General features: G+C 62.9%; 16 protein-coding genes. 8 read left to right on the top strand and 8 right to left on the bottom strand.

Going from position 1 to position 16,725, the window contains the following annotated elements:
• Positions 1–109 precede the first annotated feature (109 nt).
• Entirely contained in the window at positions 110–1,894 is a 1,785-nt protein-coding gene (gene sppA / locus ACN0YF_RS06655; protein ID WP_417482598.1) for a signal peptide peptidase SppA, read from the top strand.
• Between the two features lie 69 nt (positions 1,895–1,963).
• Here the strand turns inward: sppA and ACN0YF_RS06650 are convergent, their stop codons facing one another.
• Together ACN0YF_RS06650 and ACN0YF_RS06645 are read right to left on the bottom strand one after the other, a co-directional pair.
• Positions 1,964–3,211: a DUF3667 domain-containing protein gene (locus ACN0YF_RS06650; protein ID WP_417493787.1), complete on the bottom strand. Its 1,248-nt coding sequence runs from the start codon at positions 3,209–3,211 to the stop codon at positions 1,964–1,966.
• A 69-nt stretch (positions 3,212–3,280) separates the two neighbouring features.
• Positions 3,281–4,915 (bottom strand): peptide ABC transporter substrate-binding protein, encoded by a 1,635-nt coding sequence (locus ACN0YF_RS06645; RefSeq protein WP_417482600.1) that lies wholly within the window; start codon positions 4,913–4,915, stop codon positions 3,281–3,283.
• 131 nt (positions 4,916–5,046) lie between these two features.
• Here ACN0YF_RS06645 and ACN0YF_RS06640 point away from each other — a divergent pair, with 131 nt between their 5' ends.
• Positions 5,047–5,652: a hypothetical protein gene (locus tag ACN0YF_RS06640; protein ID WP_417482601.1), complete on the top strand. Its 606-nt coding sequence runs from the start codon at positions 5,047–5,049 to the stop codon at positions 5,650–5,652.
• 100 nt (positions 5,653–5,752) lie between these two features.
• Here ACN0YF_RS06640 and ACN0YF_RS06635 read toward each other — a convergent pair whose 3' ends face one another.
• On the bottom strand, positions 5,753–6,661 hold the full coding sequence (locus ACN0YF_RS06635; RefSeq protein ID WP_417482602.1) for an ABC transporter permease subunit: 909 nt from the start codon (positions 6,659–6,661) through the stop codon (positions 5,753–5,755).
• Complete coding sequence (locus tag ACN0YF_RS06630) at positions 6,661–7,593, bottom strand: ABC transporter permease (protein WP_417482603.1); 933 nt, start codon at positions 7,591–7,593, stop codon at positions 6,661–6,663. The genes ACN0YF_RS06635 and ACN0YF_RS06630 overlap by 1 nt, the downstream gene beginning before the upstream one ends.
• A gap of 364 nt (positions 7,594–7,957) precedes the next feature.
• Between ACN0YF_RS06630 and ACN0YF_RS06625 the strand changes: the two genes are divergently transcribed.
• Positions 7,958–8,902, top strand: a complete 945-nt coding sequence (locus ACN0YF_RS06625; protein WP_417493786.1) for a hypothetical protein — start codon at positions 7,958–7,960, stop codon at positions 8,900–8,902.
• Entirely contained in the window at positions 8,899–9,807 is a 909-nt protein-coding gene (locus ACN0YF_RS06620; RefSeq protein WP_417482605.1) for an MBL fold metallo-hydrolase, read from the top strand. Before ACN0YF_RS06625 ends, ACN0YF_RS06620 begins: the two co-directional genes overlap by 4 nt.
• On the opposite strand, the gene ACN0YF_RS06615 is transcribed toward ACN0YF_RS06620, so the two are convergent.
• Positions 9,798–10,604 (bottom strand): DUF1499 domain-containing protein, encoded by an 807-nt coding sequence (locus tag ACN0YF_RS06615; protein ID WP_417493785.1) that lies wholly within the window; start codon positions 10,602–10,604, stop codon positions 9,798–9,800. The two genes, ACN0YF_RS06620 and ACN0YF_RS06615, sit on opposite strands and share 10 nt — an antisense overlap.
• A gap of 27 nt (positions 10,605–10,631) precedes the next feature.
• A complete protein-coding gene (gene pdxH, locus ACN0YF_RS06610; RefSeq protein ID WP_417493784.1) occupies positions 10,632–11,300 on the bottom strand; it encodes a pyridoxamine 5'-phosphate oxidase in 669 nt (222 codons plus the stop codon).
• 103 nt (positions 11,301–11,403) lie between these two features.
• Between pdxH and ACN0YF_RS06605 the strand changes: the two genes are divergently transcribed.
• The 4 genes from ACN0YF_RS06605 (at position 11,404) to ACN0YF_RS06590 (ending at position 15,509) form a co-directional block, all read left to right on the top strand.
• Positions 11,404–11,895: a hypothetical protein gene (locus ACN0YF_RS06605; protein WP_417482608.1), complete on the top strand. Its 492-nt coding sequence runs from the start codon at positions 11,404–11,406 to the stop codon at positions 11,893–11,895.
• A gap of 48 nt (positions 11,896–11,943) precedes the next feature.
• Positions 11,944–13,035 carry a chorismate synthase gene (gene aroC, locus ACN0YF_RS06600; protein WP_417493783.1) on the top strand — a complete coding sequence of 364 codons (1,092 nt, stop codon included), beginning with the start codon at positions 11,944–11,946 and terminating at the stop codon, positions 13,033–13,035.
• A gap of 1,032 nt (positions 13,036–14,067) precedes the next feature.
• Complete coding sequence (locus ACN0YF_RS06595) at positions 14,068–14,607, top strand: hypothetical protein (protein ID WP_417493782.1); 540 nt, start codon at positions 14,068–14,070, stop codon at positions 14,605–14,607.
• 194 nt (positions 14,608–14,801) lie between these two features.
• The gene (locus ACN0YF_RS06590) at positions 14,802–15,509 is read left to right on the top strand and encodes a hypothetical protein (protein WP_417493781.1); all 708 of its coding nucleotides are present in this window, start codon (positions 14,802–14,804) and stop codon (positions 15,507–15,509) included.
• Between the two features lie 13 nt (positions 15,510–15,522).
• On the opposite strand, the gene ACN0YF_RS06585 is transcribed toward ACN0YF_RS06590, so the two are convergent.
• Positions 15,523–16,266, bottom strand: coding sequence for a TlyA family RNA methyltransferase (locus ACN0YF_RS06585; RefSeq protein ID WP_417493780.1), 744 nt, complete (start codon positions 16,264–16,266; stop codon positions 15,523–15,525).
• Positions 16,266–16,715: a GNAT family N-acetyltransferase gene (locus ACN0YF_RS06580; RefSeq protein ID WP_417493779.1), complete on the bottom strand. Its 450-nt coding sequence runs from the start codon at positions 16,713–16,715 to the stop codon at positions 16,266–16,268. Before ACN0YF_RS06580 ends, ACN0YF_RS06585 begins: the two co-directional genes overlap by 1 nt.
• Positions 16,716–16,725 lie beyond the last annotated feature (10 nt).

The following is a 16,725-nucleotide window of genomic DNA, read 5'->3' as shown; positions in this document are numbered from 1 at the left end:
CCCGCCCCCGCCCCTGTCCCGCGCCGGCACTCTAATCTAGGGTCTGGACAGGACTGCTTCTTGCACAGATGGTCCGGTCAACCGCGCATCCGGTTTGGAAGGACCCTTGATGAAACAGTTCTGGATTACATTTTTTGGCTCGATCTTCGGCGTGATCGTCGGGTCAGTTCTCACCCTCGTTCTCGTCGCCTTCCTGATCACAGGCATGCTGTTTTCCGCCATCTCCGGAGCCCGCCCGGAACCCGTCCTGCCAGTCAGTGGTGCGGTTCTCGAACTGGACCTGCGCGCCGAACGGCTTGATTCGCCATCGCGCTCGCCCTTCGCTTTTGCAGAGCCCCTTTCGGTGGTTCAAATCGTTCAGACGCTGGAGCACGCCGAAACCGACCCCGCTGTTGCCGGCATCTTTATCCGGGCCAATGAGTTCGGCCTGGCGCCGGGCATGGCCGAAGAGATCCGCGACGCGATCGCCGATTTCCGCAGTTCCGGCAAATTCGTCATCACCCACGCACAGGGTTTTGAAGGCACCTCGGTGACCGGCTATTTCGCCGTCTCCGGTTCCGATGATCTCTGGCTGCAGGATACGGCCAACTTCACCCCGGCCGGCCTGGCCTCGGAAGTGCTCTTCCTTGGCGGCATGTTCGAACATTTCAACGCCAACCCGCAATTCGAGCAGTTCTTCGAGTTCAAGAATGCGGCGAATGTCTACACCGAGACCGGCTTCACCGATGCTCACCGCGAAGCCACGCTGTCCTACATGAACTCCATCTTCGACACGGCGATTGCCGGCATTTCCGCCGATCGCGACATCACGCCGGAGGCGCTGCGCGGTGTCTTCGAAACCGCGCCGCATTCCGCCGAGGACGCGCTGGAGCGCGGACTGGTTGACCATCTCGGCCATGTCGTGGAGGCACGCGAGGCTGCCCTTGCCCGCGCCGGAAACGGTGCGGAAATCGTGACGATCGAAGCCTATCAGGCGATGCTCACCCCTTGGGTCCAGGGTCCGGCCATTGCCCTGATCGAGGGCCAGGGTGCCATCGTGACCGGCACTGCCGACCAGAGCCCGTTCAGCAGTGGCGGCGGAATTGGCAGCGACAGCATGGCCGAGGCCATTCTCGAGGCCGCCAATGATGCCAGCATCCGGGCCATCCTGGTCCGGGTCGACTCACCGGGCGGATCCGCCATCGCGTCAGACCAGGTCTGGCACGCCATTGAGCGGGCCCGCGAAGCCGGCAAGCCGGTGATCATATCGATGGCCTCGATGGCCGCGTCCGGTGGCTATTATCTCGCCGCACCGGCCGACTACATCCTGGCCCATGCGACCACGCTCACCGGTTCGATCGGCGTGCTCGGCGGCAAGGTGGCTCTGGAAGGCACGTTCGAAATGGTCGGCCTGAACTCTGAGTCGGTCCATGTCGGCGGCGAGTATGCCACCGCCTTCTCCGGCCAGCAGAGCTGGACCGAGACCCAGCGCGCCGCCTATCGCGCGCAGATGGCCGATACCTATGACGACTTCACCCAGCGCGTGGCCGATGGCCGTGACCTGCCGCTCGAGCGGGTGCTGGAAATCGCCCGCGGGCGTGTGTGGACCGGGGCCCAGGCCCTCGACCTCGGCCTCGTCGACGAAATCGGTGGGTTCCGCGACGCCGTCGATGCGTCCCGCGAACTGGCGGGTCTGGCGCCCGAGGCTGATGTGCGCCTGGTACGCTTCCCGCGCGAACAGACACCGTTCGAGGCTTTCTCGGCCCTGTTCGGCATGTCGGCGGAGACGGCGGAAACCGCAGCACGGATGAATGCCCTGCTCGACCTCCCCGAAGTGCGCGCTGCGCTGGAGGCCCGGTCACAGCTTGGCTCCGGACAGGCGCAATTGCGCAGTACGGCAGCTGAGCCGAACTGACGCAGACGGTCAGACCTGCATTGGATCGGGGGCTGCAGCACACGCTGCGGCCCCCTTTTTCTGTCCGGATCAGACCGAGAGGATGCCGATGAGCAACAGGATGATCATCCCGACAAAAAGTATGATGCCGTAGAGGAAATCCAGGAACACGGTCCGCAGCAGTGATGAGAAGCGCCCGTGGCGGTAGACGACCCGGTGCAGCCGGTAGAGGTAGTAGTTTGCCCACACCACAAACGCCATTCCCGCCGCTGCCGACCCGATGATCGCGCTCAGCCCCAGCACCAGGATGAAACCGAAGAACAGCACGGAGTGGAAGTGCAGCGAGACGACGAGATGGTCGTAGAAGAAATAGCCTCGCTTGTAGAAATGCGTGATCGCCAGCAGGAGCGCGTAGATCGGCAGCAGGCCGAACATCAACCTCGGTGCCCAGACCTGCATCGACGCCGCGATCGACGCGCCACCATCATCGATGATCCGGTCCGCCTGGTCGGCCAGCCGTTCGCGCACCTCGATCGGCACATCGGCCAGCCCCTGGTCCACGGCATCGCCGACAGAATCCGAATCGAGCGGCGCAGACCCGCCCTCAGCGCCGGAGCCGGCTCCATCCTGCTGCGCCCGGTCGCGCAACAAGGCCTCGCGGATCGCTTCCTTGAGCTCGTCCGCGCCCATTTCCTCACGCGCCGCACGCTCCTCGGCCGTTTCGTCCGGGTCGGCCAGCGGTGCTACGCCCTCCGTACCGCGAGCCACCTGTTCAGCGATTGCTGACCGCTGTTCCTGCGATACGCCCTGCCGCTCGAGTTCCTGGTCGATTTCGTCAAACGGAATTTCGCCGACCGCCGCATCGATCGCGGCGCGGGCATCGGCAGGAAGGATCGGGGTGTCGGGATTGTTCTGGAAACTGTCGATCGCGAAGACCGCCAGGAAAAACAGGACACTGGCTGTCAGATAGAGCCGGAAGGGCATGACATAGCGCGCCCGGGCACCGGACAGGTACCGACGGGTCAGCTTGCCTGGCTGGAACATCAGCGGCGGCAGCGTCCGCCACAGACGGCCTTCGAGCCCGAACAGCCCGTCGAGCACATCCAGCATCAAATCCCAGATCGGTCGATGGAAGGTTTCTGCGGTCTGACCGCAGCTATGGCACACAGGGCCAATCAGCTTGGTGCCGCAATTGCTGCACTGGCCTGCCGGATAGGCCGGCTCGAAGGCCGAATGCCGTTGACGCTTCTTGCGCCGCGATGCGTGGATCGCATCGCCAAGCTCACCGCCGGCTGAACCGGCAACAATCGCGTCTGTAATATTGTCGCCACCTGACATGAGCGCCCCCCAAACCTGCCCGAATTCACCTCAAGCTAGGTCGGGAGGGCGTCATCTGACAAGCGTCAGTTATTCAGTCGGCGTTTCACCACGATCAAGATCGGCGAAACACAGGTAACGCGTCCGGTGAATATCGGTCAGATTGTCGACCCAGCCGGTGACGCGTGGATTCACGAGGTTCTTGTTGACGTAATAGACCAGCGGGATGATCGGCATGTCGTCGATCAGCATCTGCTCGGCCTGTGCCAGCATGCCGGCCCGCACATCCAGGTCCTGCTCACGATTGGCCTGTTCGACCAGCGAGTCATAGTCCGGGTTGTTGTAGCGGGCATAGTTCATCGGCACGGAACGATACTCGCCGAGGAACAGGAAGTTGTACGGATCATTGTAATCCGCGATCCAGCCGCCATCAGCGATCTCGAAGTCGGACGCGCGCAGATTGTCATAGTGAATCTGCGTGTCGTTGACGATCAGTTCGGGCTGGACCCAGGAAGCGATGGCCGACCAGTCGTTCTGGACTACCGGAGCGACACGCGGATTATCGGCCGTGGCGCGGTAGGTGTATTCGAAACGGAAAGGATTGTCCGGACCGTATCCGGCAGCCATCAGCATGTCGCGCGCCATCACACGGCGCTCTTCAACAGGGATGTCGGCCCAGCTGGCTTCAACACCGCTGACATAATTGTCGATCCCTGGCGGAACGAGCGAATAGGCCGGCAGTTGTCCGGCGCGCAGGATTTCATTGGCGATGAATTCGCGATCGATCGCCATCCCCAAAGCGTTGCGGACCGCCGGATCCGAGAACTGTTCCAGCGTCGTGTTGATGGAGAAATACACGGTGCCCATATACGGGTGCACGCGCACATAGTCGGGAATCTCCCGGCGCAGGAATTCCATCTGCTGGCCCGGGAACTCCATGTTCAGATCGAGTTCGCCATTGCGCACCCGGCGGCCGGCCGCACTATTGTCAACGGTTGGGTAGTAATACACCTCATCGATACAAGAGCTTGCATCGTCGAAGAAGTAGGGATTGCGGCTCAGATGGACGAAGTTGTTCGTCCGCCAGTCGATCAGCTTGTAGGGACCGTTCACCTCGATATTCTCGGGGCGGATCCACTCATCACCGAATTGCTCGACCACATGCTGCGGCAGCGGGAAGGTGGTGTAGTGGGTCAGAAGGCCCGGCAGGTAGGGCGCGGGGTTCTCGAGGTGGATTTCCAGCGTCCGGTCATCGACCGCAACGACGCCAATCGCCTCGGGTGGGGCCTCGCCGCGGCTCACAGCGGCCACGCCGACCACCGGATAGAGCAGGGAGACATACTGGGCCCCGGTCTCCGGATTGGCGATTCGGCGCCAGGCGTAGACGAAATCGCCCGCCGTTACCGGAACGCCGTCAGACCACTGGGCTGCGCGCAAATGAAAGGTCCAGACAAGACCGTCCTCGCTGACTTCCCAGCTTTCCGCCATGCCCGGAACCGGGTGTGCCTCGGGGTCCTCGGTGAAGAGGCCGACGAACATGTCGCCGATAATATTATTTTCCCAGGTACCACTGGCCTTGTGCGGATCCAGCGAAAGCGGCTCCGCATTATTTCCCCGGTGGATGACCACTTCGTCTGTGGGCGCAGGCCCCTCGCCGCCACAACTGGTCAGAGCCAGCGCTGATGCCGATGCAAGCATGGCGAACAAGATTTTATTGCGGGTCACGATTTCGGTCTCCCCTCCGAGATATCCAAGCGATTCATAGGCGATCTATCTAGCGCAACATCATCTGCCGGTCGACACTTCCCGATAGGTCGCGCATAGTTCGAACGAACCTTGTAGATATATGTGTGATCATGAACACTCGATTACTGCTTCTGGCCGTTGCCGTCGCCTTGCCCTCGCAAGCGGTGGCGCAAACCCCCAGCTCTCCGCTCGACGGGCTCTTCGCCTGTGAAGCGATCGCGGATGACACCGCGCGCCTGAGCTGTCTCGATGCCGCGGTCGCGGCCCTGCACGGCGAAACCGAATCCGGCAGCGTCATTGCTGTCAACCGGGACGAGGTCGAGGCTGCGGAAGAGGCGACATTTGGTCTCAGCATCCCCGGCTTCAGCCTGCCATCCCTGCCCCGTATGGGCCTGCCACGCGGCTCGGCCAGCGACCTTGCCGCAGCCGACGAGACGGCGGTGTCCGGGGAGCGTACCGTATCGCGGGATGCATCCGGTCAGATTGACCGCATCGATAACCTCGCCGTTGCCAGCATCACCTTCAACCGCTCGCGCCGCGCAATCGTCACGCTGGAAAACGGTCAGGTCTGGCAGCAGCTCGACTCCGACACGACCCACGTTGTCCGCAGCGTTGATCCCGGCGATGGCGCCACCATCCGCAGCGCCGCCCTCGATTCCTACATGATGCGGATTGGCGAAAATGGTCGCTGGTTCAGGGCGCGACGCAGACAATAGGCCTGGCCGCAACGAAGCAGCCGGTATCTGACAGCAAAAAGGGCCACCTGATCGGGTGGCCCTTTTCCGTTTCACAAAGGCTCTGGCAGAACCGGGACCGTCAGCGGTCCTTCGGATCGATCGCGTCGCGCAGGCCATCACCAATGAAGTTGAGACAGAACAGCGTCACCATCATCGTCACCGCCGGCACGATCAGCGTCCAGGGTGCAACTTCCATGTCCTGGGCACCGGCCGAGATCAGACGGCCCAGCGATGTCAGAGGCTCCTGCACCCCGAGGCCGAGAAAGCTCAGGAAGCTTTCCGCCAGGATGACGACCGGGATCATCAGCGTGACATAGACCACCACGGGTCCGAGAACGTTGGGAATGATGTGGCGCTGAATGATCTTCCATTGCGACACGCCGGCCGCCTCAGCCGCCTCGACGAATTCCATCCGCTTGAGGGCGATGGTCTGGCCGCGCACGATCCGCGCCATGGTCAGCCACTCTACCGCGCCGATGGCGACAAAGATCAGGATGATGTTGCGGCCAAACACGACCATCAGGATGATGACGAAGAAGATAAAGGGCAGCGAATAGAGGATGTCGACGAAACGCATCATCGCCTGGTCGACCCGGCCGCCAATAAAGCCGGCGGTCGCGCCCCAGGTCACGCCGATCACCAGCGAGACGATGGTTGCCACCACGCCGACCATCAGCGAGACACCAAGCCCCACAAGGGTCCGCGCGACCATGTCGCGCCCCTGGGCATCGGTCCCGAACAGGTGCCAGTTCTCGAAGGTCGGCGGCACCCAGACTTCTTCGCGATAGATGGTGTCATAATCATGCACCCAGACACCGATCTGGCCGAGTATGGCCAGCACGATCAGAGTGCCCAGAACGACAATGCTGGCGACGGCAGCCTTGTTGCGCATCAGACGCGCGCGCGCGTCTTCCCACAGCGAGCGGCCCTTGACCGCGGCCGTTTCAATCAGCTCAGCCTTTTCGCCAGGTGTTGCAAGCGTGGTCATTATTCGTACTTCACCTTCGGATTGAGGACGCCATAGAGCAGGTCCGCCACCAGATTGAGGATGATGATCAGGCTGGCGTAAATGATCACGACCCCCATCACCATCGTATAATCACGTTGCAGGGCCGCATCGACGAAATGCTTGCCGATGCCGGGCAGCTGGAACACCACCTCGATCACCAGAGATCCGGAAATCAGGGCTGCGGATGCCGGGCCAAGATAGCTGACCAGCGGCAGGATGGCCGAGCGCAGCGCATGGCGAATGATGACGGCCGGCGGAGACAGGCCCTTGGCCCGCGCCGTGCGGATATAGTTTGAACGCAAGACCTCAATCATGCTCGCCCGCATCAGGCGGGCAATGATGGCGATCTGCGGCAGGGCCAGTGTCACGACAGGCAGGATCAACCGGTCCGGCGTCATGCCGAGCCGCGGATCAAGGCCACCGGTTGGCAGCCAGCCCAGATACAGGCCGAAGAACAGCGCCAGGATCGGGCCCATCACAAAGGGTGGAATGGAAATTCCGACCATCGCAAAGGTCATGACGGCAAAATCGCCGCTGGTGTTCTGACGCAAGGCCGCGACCGATCCGAGGAAGGATCCGAAGATCACGGCCAGGATCATCGAACAGATGCCGATCGTCGCACTGACCGGAAAGCCCTCGGCGATGATTTCCGCGACATCCTTGTCGCGCACCTTCAGCGATGGTCCCAGATCACCATGGAAGAGATTCACCATGTAATCGAGATATTGCTTCCAGATCGGCTGATCCATGCCATAGCGGGCCATGAGGATCTGACGCGTCTCGTCCGGCATCGGGCGTTCGAGATCGAACGGCCCGCCCGGCGCGGCATGCATCATGAAGAACGCAACCGCAATGATCACGAGAATCGTGGGGATGGCGATAAGAACTCGCCTGAAAATGAATCCAAACATGCTGAATAGAGCTCAATCCGGGTTTTGTTGCAGTTTCAGTCTGAGAGACACGATGTCAATGAAGGCTATGTCGCTGCATCGCAACATTCTCGACGGACAAGGGCGGAACAGCTGCAGTTCGCGATGTTGGCGGCTGGTCGGCCATCAATGCACCAGCCAGCTGTGCCGCTGCAAGTAGCAACAGCATCCAACATATGCGCACAAGGCGCTTGCCTAGAAACCGGGCGACGTTCAAATTCCCAACCTCGAAACCAAACCAGTACATCGGTCACGCAATTTTCGCGCCGTCCGTGAACGAGCGTGATTTGCGCGTGTTCGCTTCGTGCCTAGAATGCGCAGGGTGAGAACCGGAAGGGCCACAGCCATGCATCGCGCGCTTTGGTGGAAGGATTTCGAATTCGGGGATGGCGTCGTTACCGTCAAGAAGACCGGAGCACGCCTGCGCCTTGATCCCGGCCTTGTCGGTGAAGTCCTGTCCTGGTTTCCCTTCTACTTCGTCGTCGAAGGCTGGCGCATGCGCCGCTCGTCCCGATCTGGGCCAAAAATCTGGTTTGCACCCGACCGGCCGCGGCCCTGGTATCTGATATGGTCCGTGCTGCACGCAGCCGGGGCCCGGATCGCCAAATCGGAAAGCGAGGCCGACGCCGTTTTCTTCTTCGACGACTCGACCATCTCCGGCGCCGTGGAGTCACCCGCCAGTGCCCGCGCGATCAATCGCGACTGCCAGAGCATTGCCAAGAGCCATGTCGGGACCGTGTTTGAACAGTGTTTCGGCTACCCGCTGAATGTGGACCCGACCCAATTCACCGGCGAACTGGTGCGCAAGTCGGAAGCCAACGGGGCCCATGACGGCCAGATCATCCAGGCCCCCTGTGCGGCCGAACCCGGCTTCGTCTATCAGAAGCTGATCGACAATTCGATCGCCGGCGACCTGGTCGAAGACCTGCGCTGCCCGACCGTTGGTGGCCGGATTCCGCTCGTGATTCTCAAGCGGCGTGCCCGCAGTGACCGGTTCGCGAATTCGAATGCAGGCGTGGAAGTCGTCGAGACGCATACGGTCCTGTCCGCATCGGAACAGGCGCAACTGGCGGCTTTCGCGCGTGCGATGCAACTCGACTGGGGCGGGCTCGATGTGTTGCGCGACAAGAGCGATGGCCGACTTTACGTGGTCGATGTCAACAAGACCGACATGGGGCCACCAATTGCCATGGCGATGGACGATAAGATACGGGTGACCAAACGGCTGGCGGCAGCCTTCCTGGATTTTCTGCATCCCTCAGCCGCGCTGGAACAACGAACACGCTCATGACAAGCATCCCCTTCCGACAGAAAACCGATGTCGAATACGGCGTCTGCGAAACCATTTCACCTGCTGTCCGGCGAGTGATCGCCCCCAATCCAGGCCCATTCACCTATACCGGAACCGGCGTCTACATCATCGGTCATGGCGAGGTTGCGGTCATCGATCCCGGCCCGTTTGACCCCGTGCACGAGGCTGCGCTCGACGCGGCACTTGCCGGCGAGCGCGTCACCCATGTCTTCGTCACCCACCACCATCTCGACCATTCCCCGCTGGCCCGCCCTCTCGCGGAAAAGCACGGCGCCAAGGTCTATGGCTTCGGCGCCCAGAGCGTCCTGCCCGCTGGCGGCGAAGTGCGGCTTGAAGCCGGCGATGATGTCGGTTTCCAACCGGATATCGAACTGTCAGATGGCGAACGCTTCAGCGGCCCGGGCTGGACCCTCGAGGCGCTGCACACGCCCGGCCACACCTCCAACCATGTCTGCTACGCGCTGGAGGAGGAGAACATCCTTTTCAGCGGCGACCATGTCATGGCCTGGTCGACCAGCGTCATCAGCCCGCCCGATGGCCATATGGGCGATTATCTGAGGGAGTTGGCGCGGGTGCGCGACCGCAATTTTGACCGGCTCTGGCCAACCCATGGCCCGGCGGTCGAGAACCCTTCCGAATTCGTACAGGCCTATATCGACCACCGGCTGAAGCGGGAACAGCAGATCGTCGAGCACCTGGCCTCGGGGCCGCACCGTGTGCCGGAGCTGGTTGCCGCCATCTACACCCATGTCGACAAGCGCCTGCACCCGGCCGCCGCGCACTCGATCCTCGCCCATATGATTCACCTGGTCGAAACCGGGGCTGTTGAATGCGATGACGAGCCGAGCCTGACGGCCGTTTTCCGGCTCCGCGCTCAGGGCTGAGGCGAATCCAGCAAGACCAGGAATTCCTGCACCCGATCCGCGTTCCGGCCGAGATCATGCACGGGCTGACGCGCCAGTGAGCGCACGTCGACAAGGCTGCCGCCGGCCTCGTCCGACCGGATCCGCACGACCATGTCATCGCGAAATCCGTACCAGAGACTTTCCGCACCGGCTTCAAACATGCCGGCCTGCCGGGATGCCGTGCTGACACGCCATCCCTGGACACGCGCCAGTTCGAGCGCGCGGGCGAAGGCTGTATCGACAGATTCGTCGAGATGCAGGGTCCTGATTTGCGGGTAGTGCGCCGCCTGCAATTGCGGCAATGGCTGCCCGTCACGGCCGGTCTTGCCTGCATAGTCCAGGCTCGCATCAAGGCCGGATCGGCGCGAGATGAATGCTGACGAGAAATTGGGCGGTTCAGCAAAGTCGGTCGTAACGTCGAGAATGGCCGGATCGGCCGCCTTGAGCTGGTCGACCTGCATGGCCCAATACAGGCCGGCCACGGCAATCAGCGTCACCGCGATGGCGCTGCTCCAATTGCCATAACCCTCCCCGGCCGTGAGCCGGAAAACACCCAGGACAATCAGCGTCAGAACGCCCGCAACCAGGCCGGCGAGCAACAGGCGCATGCCCCAGACATGGGTCATCGCGTTGAGACCGGTCTGCCAGTCCCAGAATTCCCATTTGGTGCCGAACGCCGCCAGGGCGAACCAGAGCGGGATCATCAGCACCAGCATAGCGCAGAGCGCCACCGCGATGTCGATCGCCATTCGCAAAAGTTCGATAATCCGTGCCATGTCAGCCCCTCCCGGTGGCTTCTAGCATCAAGGGTATAGCCGATTGCTCGTCCAGGACGAGGCTGAATCGGAGCGAGAGAACACCAAACGGTCGTGAAGACGGAATGGCCGGTCGCGCCAGAACTCCAGCCGTGTCGGGCGAAGCCGGAAGCCGGACCAATGCTCGGGCCGCGGCACTTCGCCAAGACCGAAGCGTGCCGCCTGCTGTGCGACCGCCTTTTCCAGCGCGAACCGGCTTTCCAGCGGCCGTGACTGGGTCGACGCCCAGGCACCGATGCGGCTGTTGCGGGCCCGCGATGCAAAATACTCATCGGCCTCTTCCGCGGTCACCGGCTCGACGGGGCCGCGCACACGCACCTGTCGCCGCAGCGATTTCCAGTGAAAGCACAGGGCGGCGACCGGATTGGCGGCCAGCTGCTGCCCCTTGGCGCTGCCCAGATTGGTGTAGAAAACAAAGCCGCCCCGGTCGACATCCTTCAAAAGCACCATCCGGACATCGGGCATGCCCTCCGCGTCGACCGTCGCCAGCGCCATCGCATTGGGGTCGTTCACTTCCCTCTTCCGGGCATCCGCAAGCCATTCGGCAAACAGCTCAAACGGCTCGTCACGGTCGAAGATTTCAACCGCGTTGGCCTCGTTGGTCCGGGCATATTCGGCCGCGTCCGGGCTTGGCGGTATCAGGCTTTTATCGGTCATCGCACGATCTCCCACGGCATGACGCTTTCCTACGCCCGTCGCGGGCGGCGTCAACCTTTCAGGAATCTTCTTGCGCTATCGAAGCAGGATGACATCGCGCGTTTTGACAGTTTCTGCGGCCTATGCTGCGTTCGGCCTCGAGCCGGGCGCCGGGTTGATCGCGGCGAAAGCCCGGTTCCGCGACGAGGTCAAGACGCTCCACCCCGACACCACCGAGCCCACGCCCGAAGCGCTCACTCGGCTCGCATTCATCGTCGAGGCCATCCGCTTTCTCGAACGGCATTTGCCCGCGTGCATGGAAGTGGAAATCAGCGCGGAACAGGCCCGGCGCGGGCTGACTCGCTCCCTGCGTTCAGGCGACCGGGCAATCCTGCTGCGCATTCCGCCCGGCGTGGCCGATGGCACCAGCCTGCAGGCCGTCGGGGAGCCTGATATCATGATCCAGGTCCGGATACTGGCCGCAGCTCCCGGGGCGGCCGCAACGCCAGGCCCCGCCGACTTCGAACCCCTTGACGATTTTATCGAGGCCTTCTCCCGCCCCTCGGCCAATGCCCGCTTCGCGCGATGGATCCGCAAGGCACAGTCGGCAGCGTGACGTCGGGCCCCGGGCCGACTATGGTCACCAAAAGCGCGCGGATCGACCATGTCACACAACACATTCGGACATTTGTTCAGGGTTACCACCTGGGGCGAAAGCCACGGCCCCGCCATCGGCGCCATTGTCGACGGCTGCCCGGCGGGAATCCCGCTGAGCGAGGCCGACCTGCAGCCCTGGCTCGACCTGCGCCGGCCCGGCACCTCGCGCCATGTCACCCCGCGCCAGGAACCCGACCAGGTTCGCATCCTGTCCGGCACGTTCAGCGATGATCGCACCGGCGGCCCGGTCACGACCGGTACCCCGATCAGCCTGATGATCGAAAACCAGGATGCGCGCTCCAGGGATTATGGCGATATCCGCGACAAATGGCGGCCAGGCCATGCCGATTATGTCTATGACATGAAATATGGTGTGCGCGATTATCGGGGTGGAGGACGCTCCTCGGCCCGCGAAACGGCCTCGCGCGTCGCGGCCGGCGGGGTCGCGCGCAAGGTTCTGGGCGACGGGATCAGCATTCGCGCTGCGCTGGTCCAGGTCGGTGCCCGCGCCATCGAGCGCGACCGCTGGGACTGGGAGGAAGTCGCAAACAATCCATTCTTCTGCCCCGATGCCGCGACCGCCGAGTTGTGGGCAGCCGACATGGACACCCTGCGTAGTGAGGGTTCCTCGACCGGTGCCATCGTCGAGGTCGTCGTCTCCGGCCTGCCGGCCGGCTGGGGCGCGCCGGTCTATGCCAAGCTGGACAGCGAAATGGCTGCCGCCATGATGACGATCAACGCCGTCAAGGGCGTCGAGATCGGAGCCGGTTTCGGATCGGCGGCGATGCGCGGCGAAGAGGCCGCCGACGAGATGCGGATGGGCGAGGACGGCCCCGTCTTCCTGTCCAACCATAATGGCGGCGTGCTCGGCGGAATTTCGACCGGACAGGACCTTGTGATCCGTTTTGCCGTCAAACCGACTTCCTCGATCCGTATCGAACGCCGCACGCTGGATCGCGATTTCGAGGAAACGGTGATCGAGACTCGCGGCCGCCACGACCCCTGCGTCGGCATCCGGGCCGTGCCTGTGGGCGAGGCGATGGCGGCCATCGTGCTGGCCGATCAGAAGCTGCGCCATGCCGGACAATCCGCCTACTGACTCATGAACATGAAGGGCGCGTTCATCCCCGGCTCATCAAGATTTGGTTAACCTGCTCCAAACTCGGGCGAGGATTCCCGGAAAGCTGTCATGAAGGAGCCTCCAACAATGACCAAATTCAGCCTGCTCACTGCCACAGCGGTAGCGCTGATCCTGATGCCTGGCCTTGCATTTACCGATGCAGCCGAAGCGCAGGGTCGCCACGAACGCAATGGGTCGGGCCGATCCGCATCCTCCGAGGATCAATCGCCCCGCCGCACGCGCAGCGATAGCGATCGCGGGCGCGGCAATCAGCGAGCCGATCGCGGTCAGCGTTCGCAGCCCTCTTCGGCACCACCTGCCCGCAGTTCGCGGAACGAACAGCCGGCATCACGCCCTTCCCGTCAGGACAATCGCGGCGATGCCCGCCCCGCAGCGCGCTCCGACCGGAGCGAGCCGCGCGGGGACCGATGGCAGAATCGCGGCGGCTCCTCGACCGGCCGCAGTGATCGCAGCGTTCAACCGCCCGCCGTCCGCGGCAGCGATCGCCGCGCAACCGGTTCCAACCGGACCGATACACGCCGCGGCGCAAATGGCGTCACCAATCCGCGTGGCCCGGGTTCAGGCTCCAGCCGCCCTGCCACCAGGCCCGGACGCGATGTGGCGACAAACCCGCGCGGCCCGAGATCCGGCGTCACCAATCCACGCGGCCAGCGGCCAGGCTCCAGCCGGCCCGCCACCCGTCCCGGGCGTGATGTGGTGACCAACCCGCGCGGTCCGAGATCCGGCGTCAACCGGCCGACTACGCGTCCAGGACGTGATGGCGCCCATAATCCGCGCGACCCGAGAACGGGATCACACCGCCCGTCTTCGCGGCCATCCACAAGGCCCGGCCGCGATCCCCGCTACAGCCGGCGCGATACGCGGCCAAGCGCGCACAATCCCCGTCCGGCAGTGCGCCATAACGGTTACCGCAATAACAGCCGCCGTCATGAATTTGCCCAGCGGCGCCATGCTTTCTACCGCTCCGACCACCGCAGCAGTATCCGGTGGGTGCCGCATCTGAACGTCGGCTGGAACAATTCGCGTTATTACGGTCATTACGGCCCGTCGACGCGGTGGCGCTATAATTCGCGCTATTACGACCATGGCTACAACACCCGCCAGTTCGCCTATTATGACGGCGCCTGCCGTTATGATCGCAATGGCGACGGGGCTGCGGTCGGCGCAATCCTCGGTGCCATTATTGGTGGCGCGGCCGCCGATGGTGACAATGTCGGTGCAGGTATCCTGCTCGGCGCCGGTTTCGGGGCCGTGCTCGGCTCCGCCGTCAGCCAGCTCGATGACTGCGACAAGGTCCAGTATCAGTATGCGATGAACTACGCCTTCGAAAACGGGCAACCCTATTACTGGGGCAATCCCTATTCGGGCGTGCGTGGCAGCATCGTGATCCGCGACAGCTATACCTATGCCAATACGGAATGCCGTTGGGGTGATGCGGAAATCTACATGCCGGACGGGACGTATAATTACGACCAGGTCCGCATGTGCCGTGACGCCTATGGCGACTGGGAAGTCGCCCGGCAGCAATAGTCCGGCAGGTTACCCGCCAGGATCAAGAGGCCGGACCGGCAAGGTCCGGCCTCTTTTTTGGGCGTCTCGCCCTGGACGTCGCGGTATGCGCTTTGCAGATGGATGAACATCGTTCATCCTCGGCTCATCGGCGCTGACCTATAGTATGGCTGAAAGTCGGGCCAGAAATGGCCTGCCCACGCCAGGAGACTGACATGAAAATGCTGAAAACCGCCCTGCTCGCCGCCTCAGCCTTCGCTGTCGTGACCCCCATGGCATCGGCCCAGGCACAGAATTATCGCGATTGCGAGGCCCAGCGCGGAGACCGTCAGGTCGCCGGCGCCATCATTGGCGGTATTCTTGGCGCCGTGATCGGCAATGAACTGGCCGACGATTCCAACAACCAGCCCAATTACCGCCGCGGCGGCCGCCGCCATCACGACCCTTACCGCGGGCGTGGACGCAATCGCGGCCATGACCGGGGCAATGCCGAGGAAGTCGGCACCATTGCCGGTGCCGGTGTCGGCGCCCTGATCGGTGCCGGCATTGCCGGCGGTGGCGACTGCAATACCAGCCGCTACTCCAGCTATGACGATTACGAGGCTTATCCCGGCAAGCCCGGCTATGCCGACAATTCCTACCAGGATCAGGGCTATCGCGGTTATCCGACCCAGGCCTATCGCGATGATGGCAGTGATTACGGTTATGTCGACGGGTATGACTCCTACTCCTCGACCCAGCTCCTGGGCGGTAGCGAGCCCGGTCCGGATGCCCGCATCTACGAGACCAATGCACAGGACTGGAATTGCCAGTGGACCTCGACCCGCCGCATGGGTGAGTACGGCCAGACGGTCACGGAACAGGTCTATATGTGCCAGGGCGCCGACAATATCTGGCGGCCTTACGACACCTACGTTCAATAGATTTGATTCACCATCACGCTGAATCCGAATCGACATTCCGGTGGGCGGCAATTAGGTACTCCTGATTGCCGTCACCTCCCTTCACCGGACACTCCATGACCTCGGACACAACGAAGCCTTCGAGGCCATCCAGCGCGGCCCGGACCTCGCAGACTGCACGCGCGCGCTCCTTTGCGCTTTTCACCAGCCCGCCCCGGCCGACCCCGGCCTTGCCGACCTCGAACTGGGGTTTGATCAGCGCGATCAAATCAGCCTGGTTTGCCGCCAGGGACATTGGCCTGGGGATCACTTTCAGCAAGGAAATGAAGCTGGCGTCACAAACGATCAGCGAAGGTGCCTGCGTGAAAGCGGAGCCGGTCAATGACCGCGCATCCACCCCCTCCATGGAAACGACACGGGAATCGCTGCGCAAGCTCGGATGAAGCTGATCACGGCCGACATCGACCGCATACACGCGGCTCGCCCCGCGCTCGAGCAGGACCTGGGTGAAGCCCCCGGTCGATGATCCGACATCCAGACAGGTACGGCCGGCCGGATCGATTCCGAAGCGGTCGAGCCCGGCCACCAGCTTGAGCGCTGCACGGGAAACATAGGGATGCGCAGGCCGGGCCTGCACGACGGCACCCTCGGCAATCTTGTGCGACGCCTTCGTGATGGTTTCACCATCGACTGTGACCATGCCAGCCGCGATGGCTTCCTGGGCCTTCGCCCGGGTCTCGATCAGACCATGCTGCACCAGGTAGAGATCGGCTCGCATCACACACTCACCCTGTAGCGGCATTTCTGCCGGATTCCGTGTTGATACATCACATGCCCGGCCGGAATATCGACCGTCTCGGCCAACACGCCGCCAACCTTTTCGCAAACACGCCGCGAGGCCTTGTTGTCCGGATTGCAGGTAATCCAGATTTCACCATAGCCAAGGTCATGCATGACCGCCAAACCCAGCCGGCAGGCCGTGGTAGCATGGCCATGGCCGCGAAAGGCCGGGTAGACCTCATAACCGATCTGACCGAAATGGCGCTGAAGGTCTTCGGTGTCACCAAGCCGGACACGCAGCTCACCGACGGCCTGCCCCGCCACTTCGATCCTGTATCGCAGGGCCGGAACGTCAATCGGGGGCCTGGGCTCGACAAGCTCTTCAAGGCGGAGCGTGACGCCGTCGCGGCTCACCGTTTCCGGCGGCATCGCCATCGGCGTCATCATCCCTGTCCCG

The organism is Maricaulis sp. (genome assembly GCF_048270265.1).
Classification (GTDB): Bacteria; Pseudomonadota; Alphaproteobacteria; order Caulobacterales; family Maricaulaceae; genus Maricaulis.
Note: the sequence above shows the minus strand (reverse complement) of the source record. Positions and strands in the feature narration are given on the sequence as shown.

Excerpts from the sequence above, each read along its gene's own strand:
- ACN0YF_RS06620 (WP_417482605.1), top strand. The coding sequence starts at position 8,899 with ATGACAAGCATCCCCTTCCGACAGAAAACCGATGTCGAATACGGCGTC.
- ACN0YF_RS06585 (WP_417493780.1), bottom strand. The coding sequence starts at position 16,266 with ATGCGAGCCGATCTCTACCTGGTGCAGCATGGTCTGATCGAGACCCGG.
- ACN0YF_RS06640 (WP_417482601.1), top strand. The coding sequence starts at position 5,047 with ATGAACACTCGATTACTGCTTCTGGCCGTTGCCGTCGCCTTGCCCTCG.
- ACN0YF_RS06635 (WP_417482602.1), bottom strand. The coding sequence starts at position 6,661 with ATGACCACGCTTGCAACACCTGGCGAAAAGGCTGAGCTGATTGAAACG.
- ACN0YF_RS06615 (WP_417493785.1), bottom strand. The coding sequence starts at position 10,604 with ATGGCACGGATTATCGAACTTTTGCGAATGGCGATCGACATCGCGGTG.
- aroC (WP_417493783.1), top strand. The coding sequence starts at position 11,944 with ATGTCACACAACACATTCGGACATTTGTTCAGGGTTACCACCTGGGGC.
- ACN0YF_RS06625 (WP_417493786.1), top strand. The coding sequence starts at position 7,958 with ATGCATCGCGCGCTTTGGTGGAAGGATTTCGAATTCGGGGATGGCGTC.
- pdxH (WP_417493784.1), bottom strand. The coding sequence starts at position 11,300 with ATGACCGATAAAAGCCTGATACCGCCAAGCCCGGACGCGGCCGAATAT.
- ACN0YF_RS06650 (WP_417493787.1), bottom strand. The coding sequence starts at position 3,211 with ATGTCAGGTGGCGACAATATTACAGACGCGATTGTTGCCGGTTCAGCC.
- ACN0YF_RS06630 (WP_417482603.1), bottom strand. The coding sequence starts at position 7,593 with ATGTTTGGATTCATTTTCAGGCGAGTTCTTATCGCCATCCCCACGATT.
- ACN0YF_RS06580 (WP_417493779.1), bottom strand. The coding sequence starts at position 16,715 with ATGATGACGCCGATGGCGATGCCGCCGGAAACGGTGAGCCGCGACGGC.
- sppA (WP_417482598.1), top strand. The coding sequence starts at position 110 with ATGAAACAGTTCTGGATTACATTTTTTGGCTCGATCTTCGGCGTGATC.
- ACN0YF_RS06590 (WP_417493781.1), top strand. The coding sequence starts at position 14,802 with ATGAAAATGCTGAAAACCGCCCTGCTCGCCGCCTCAGCCTTCGCTGTC.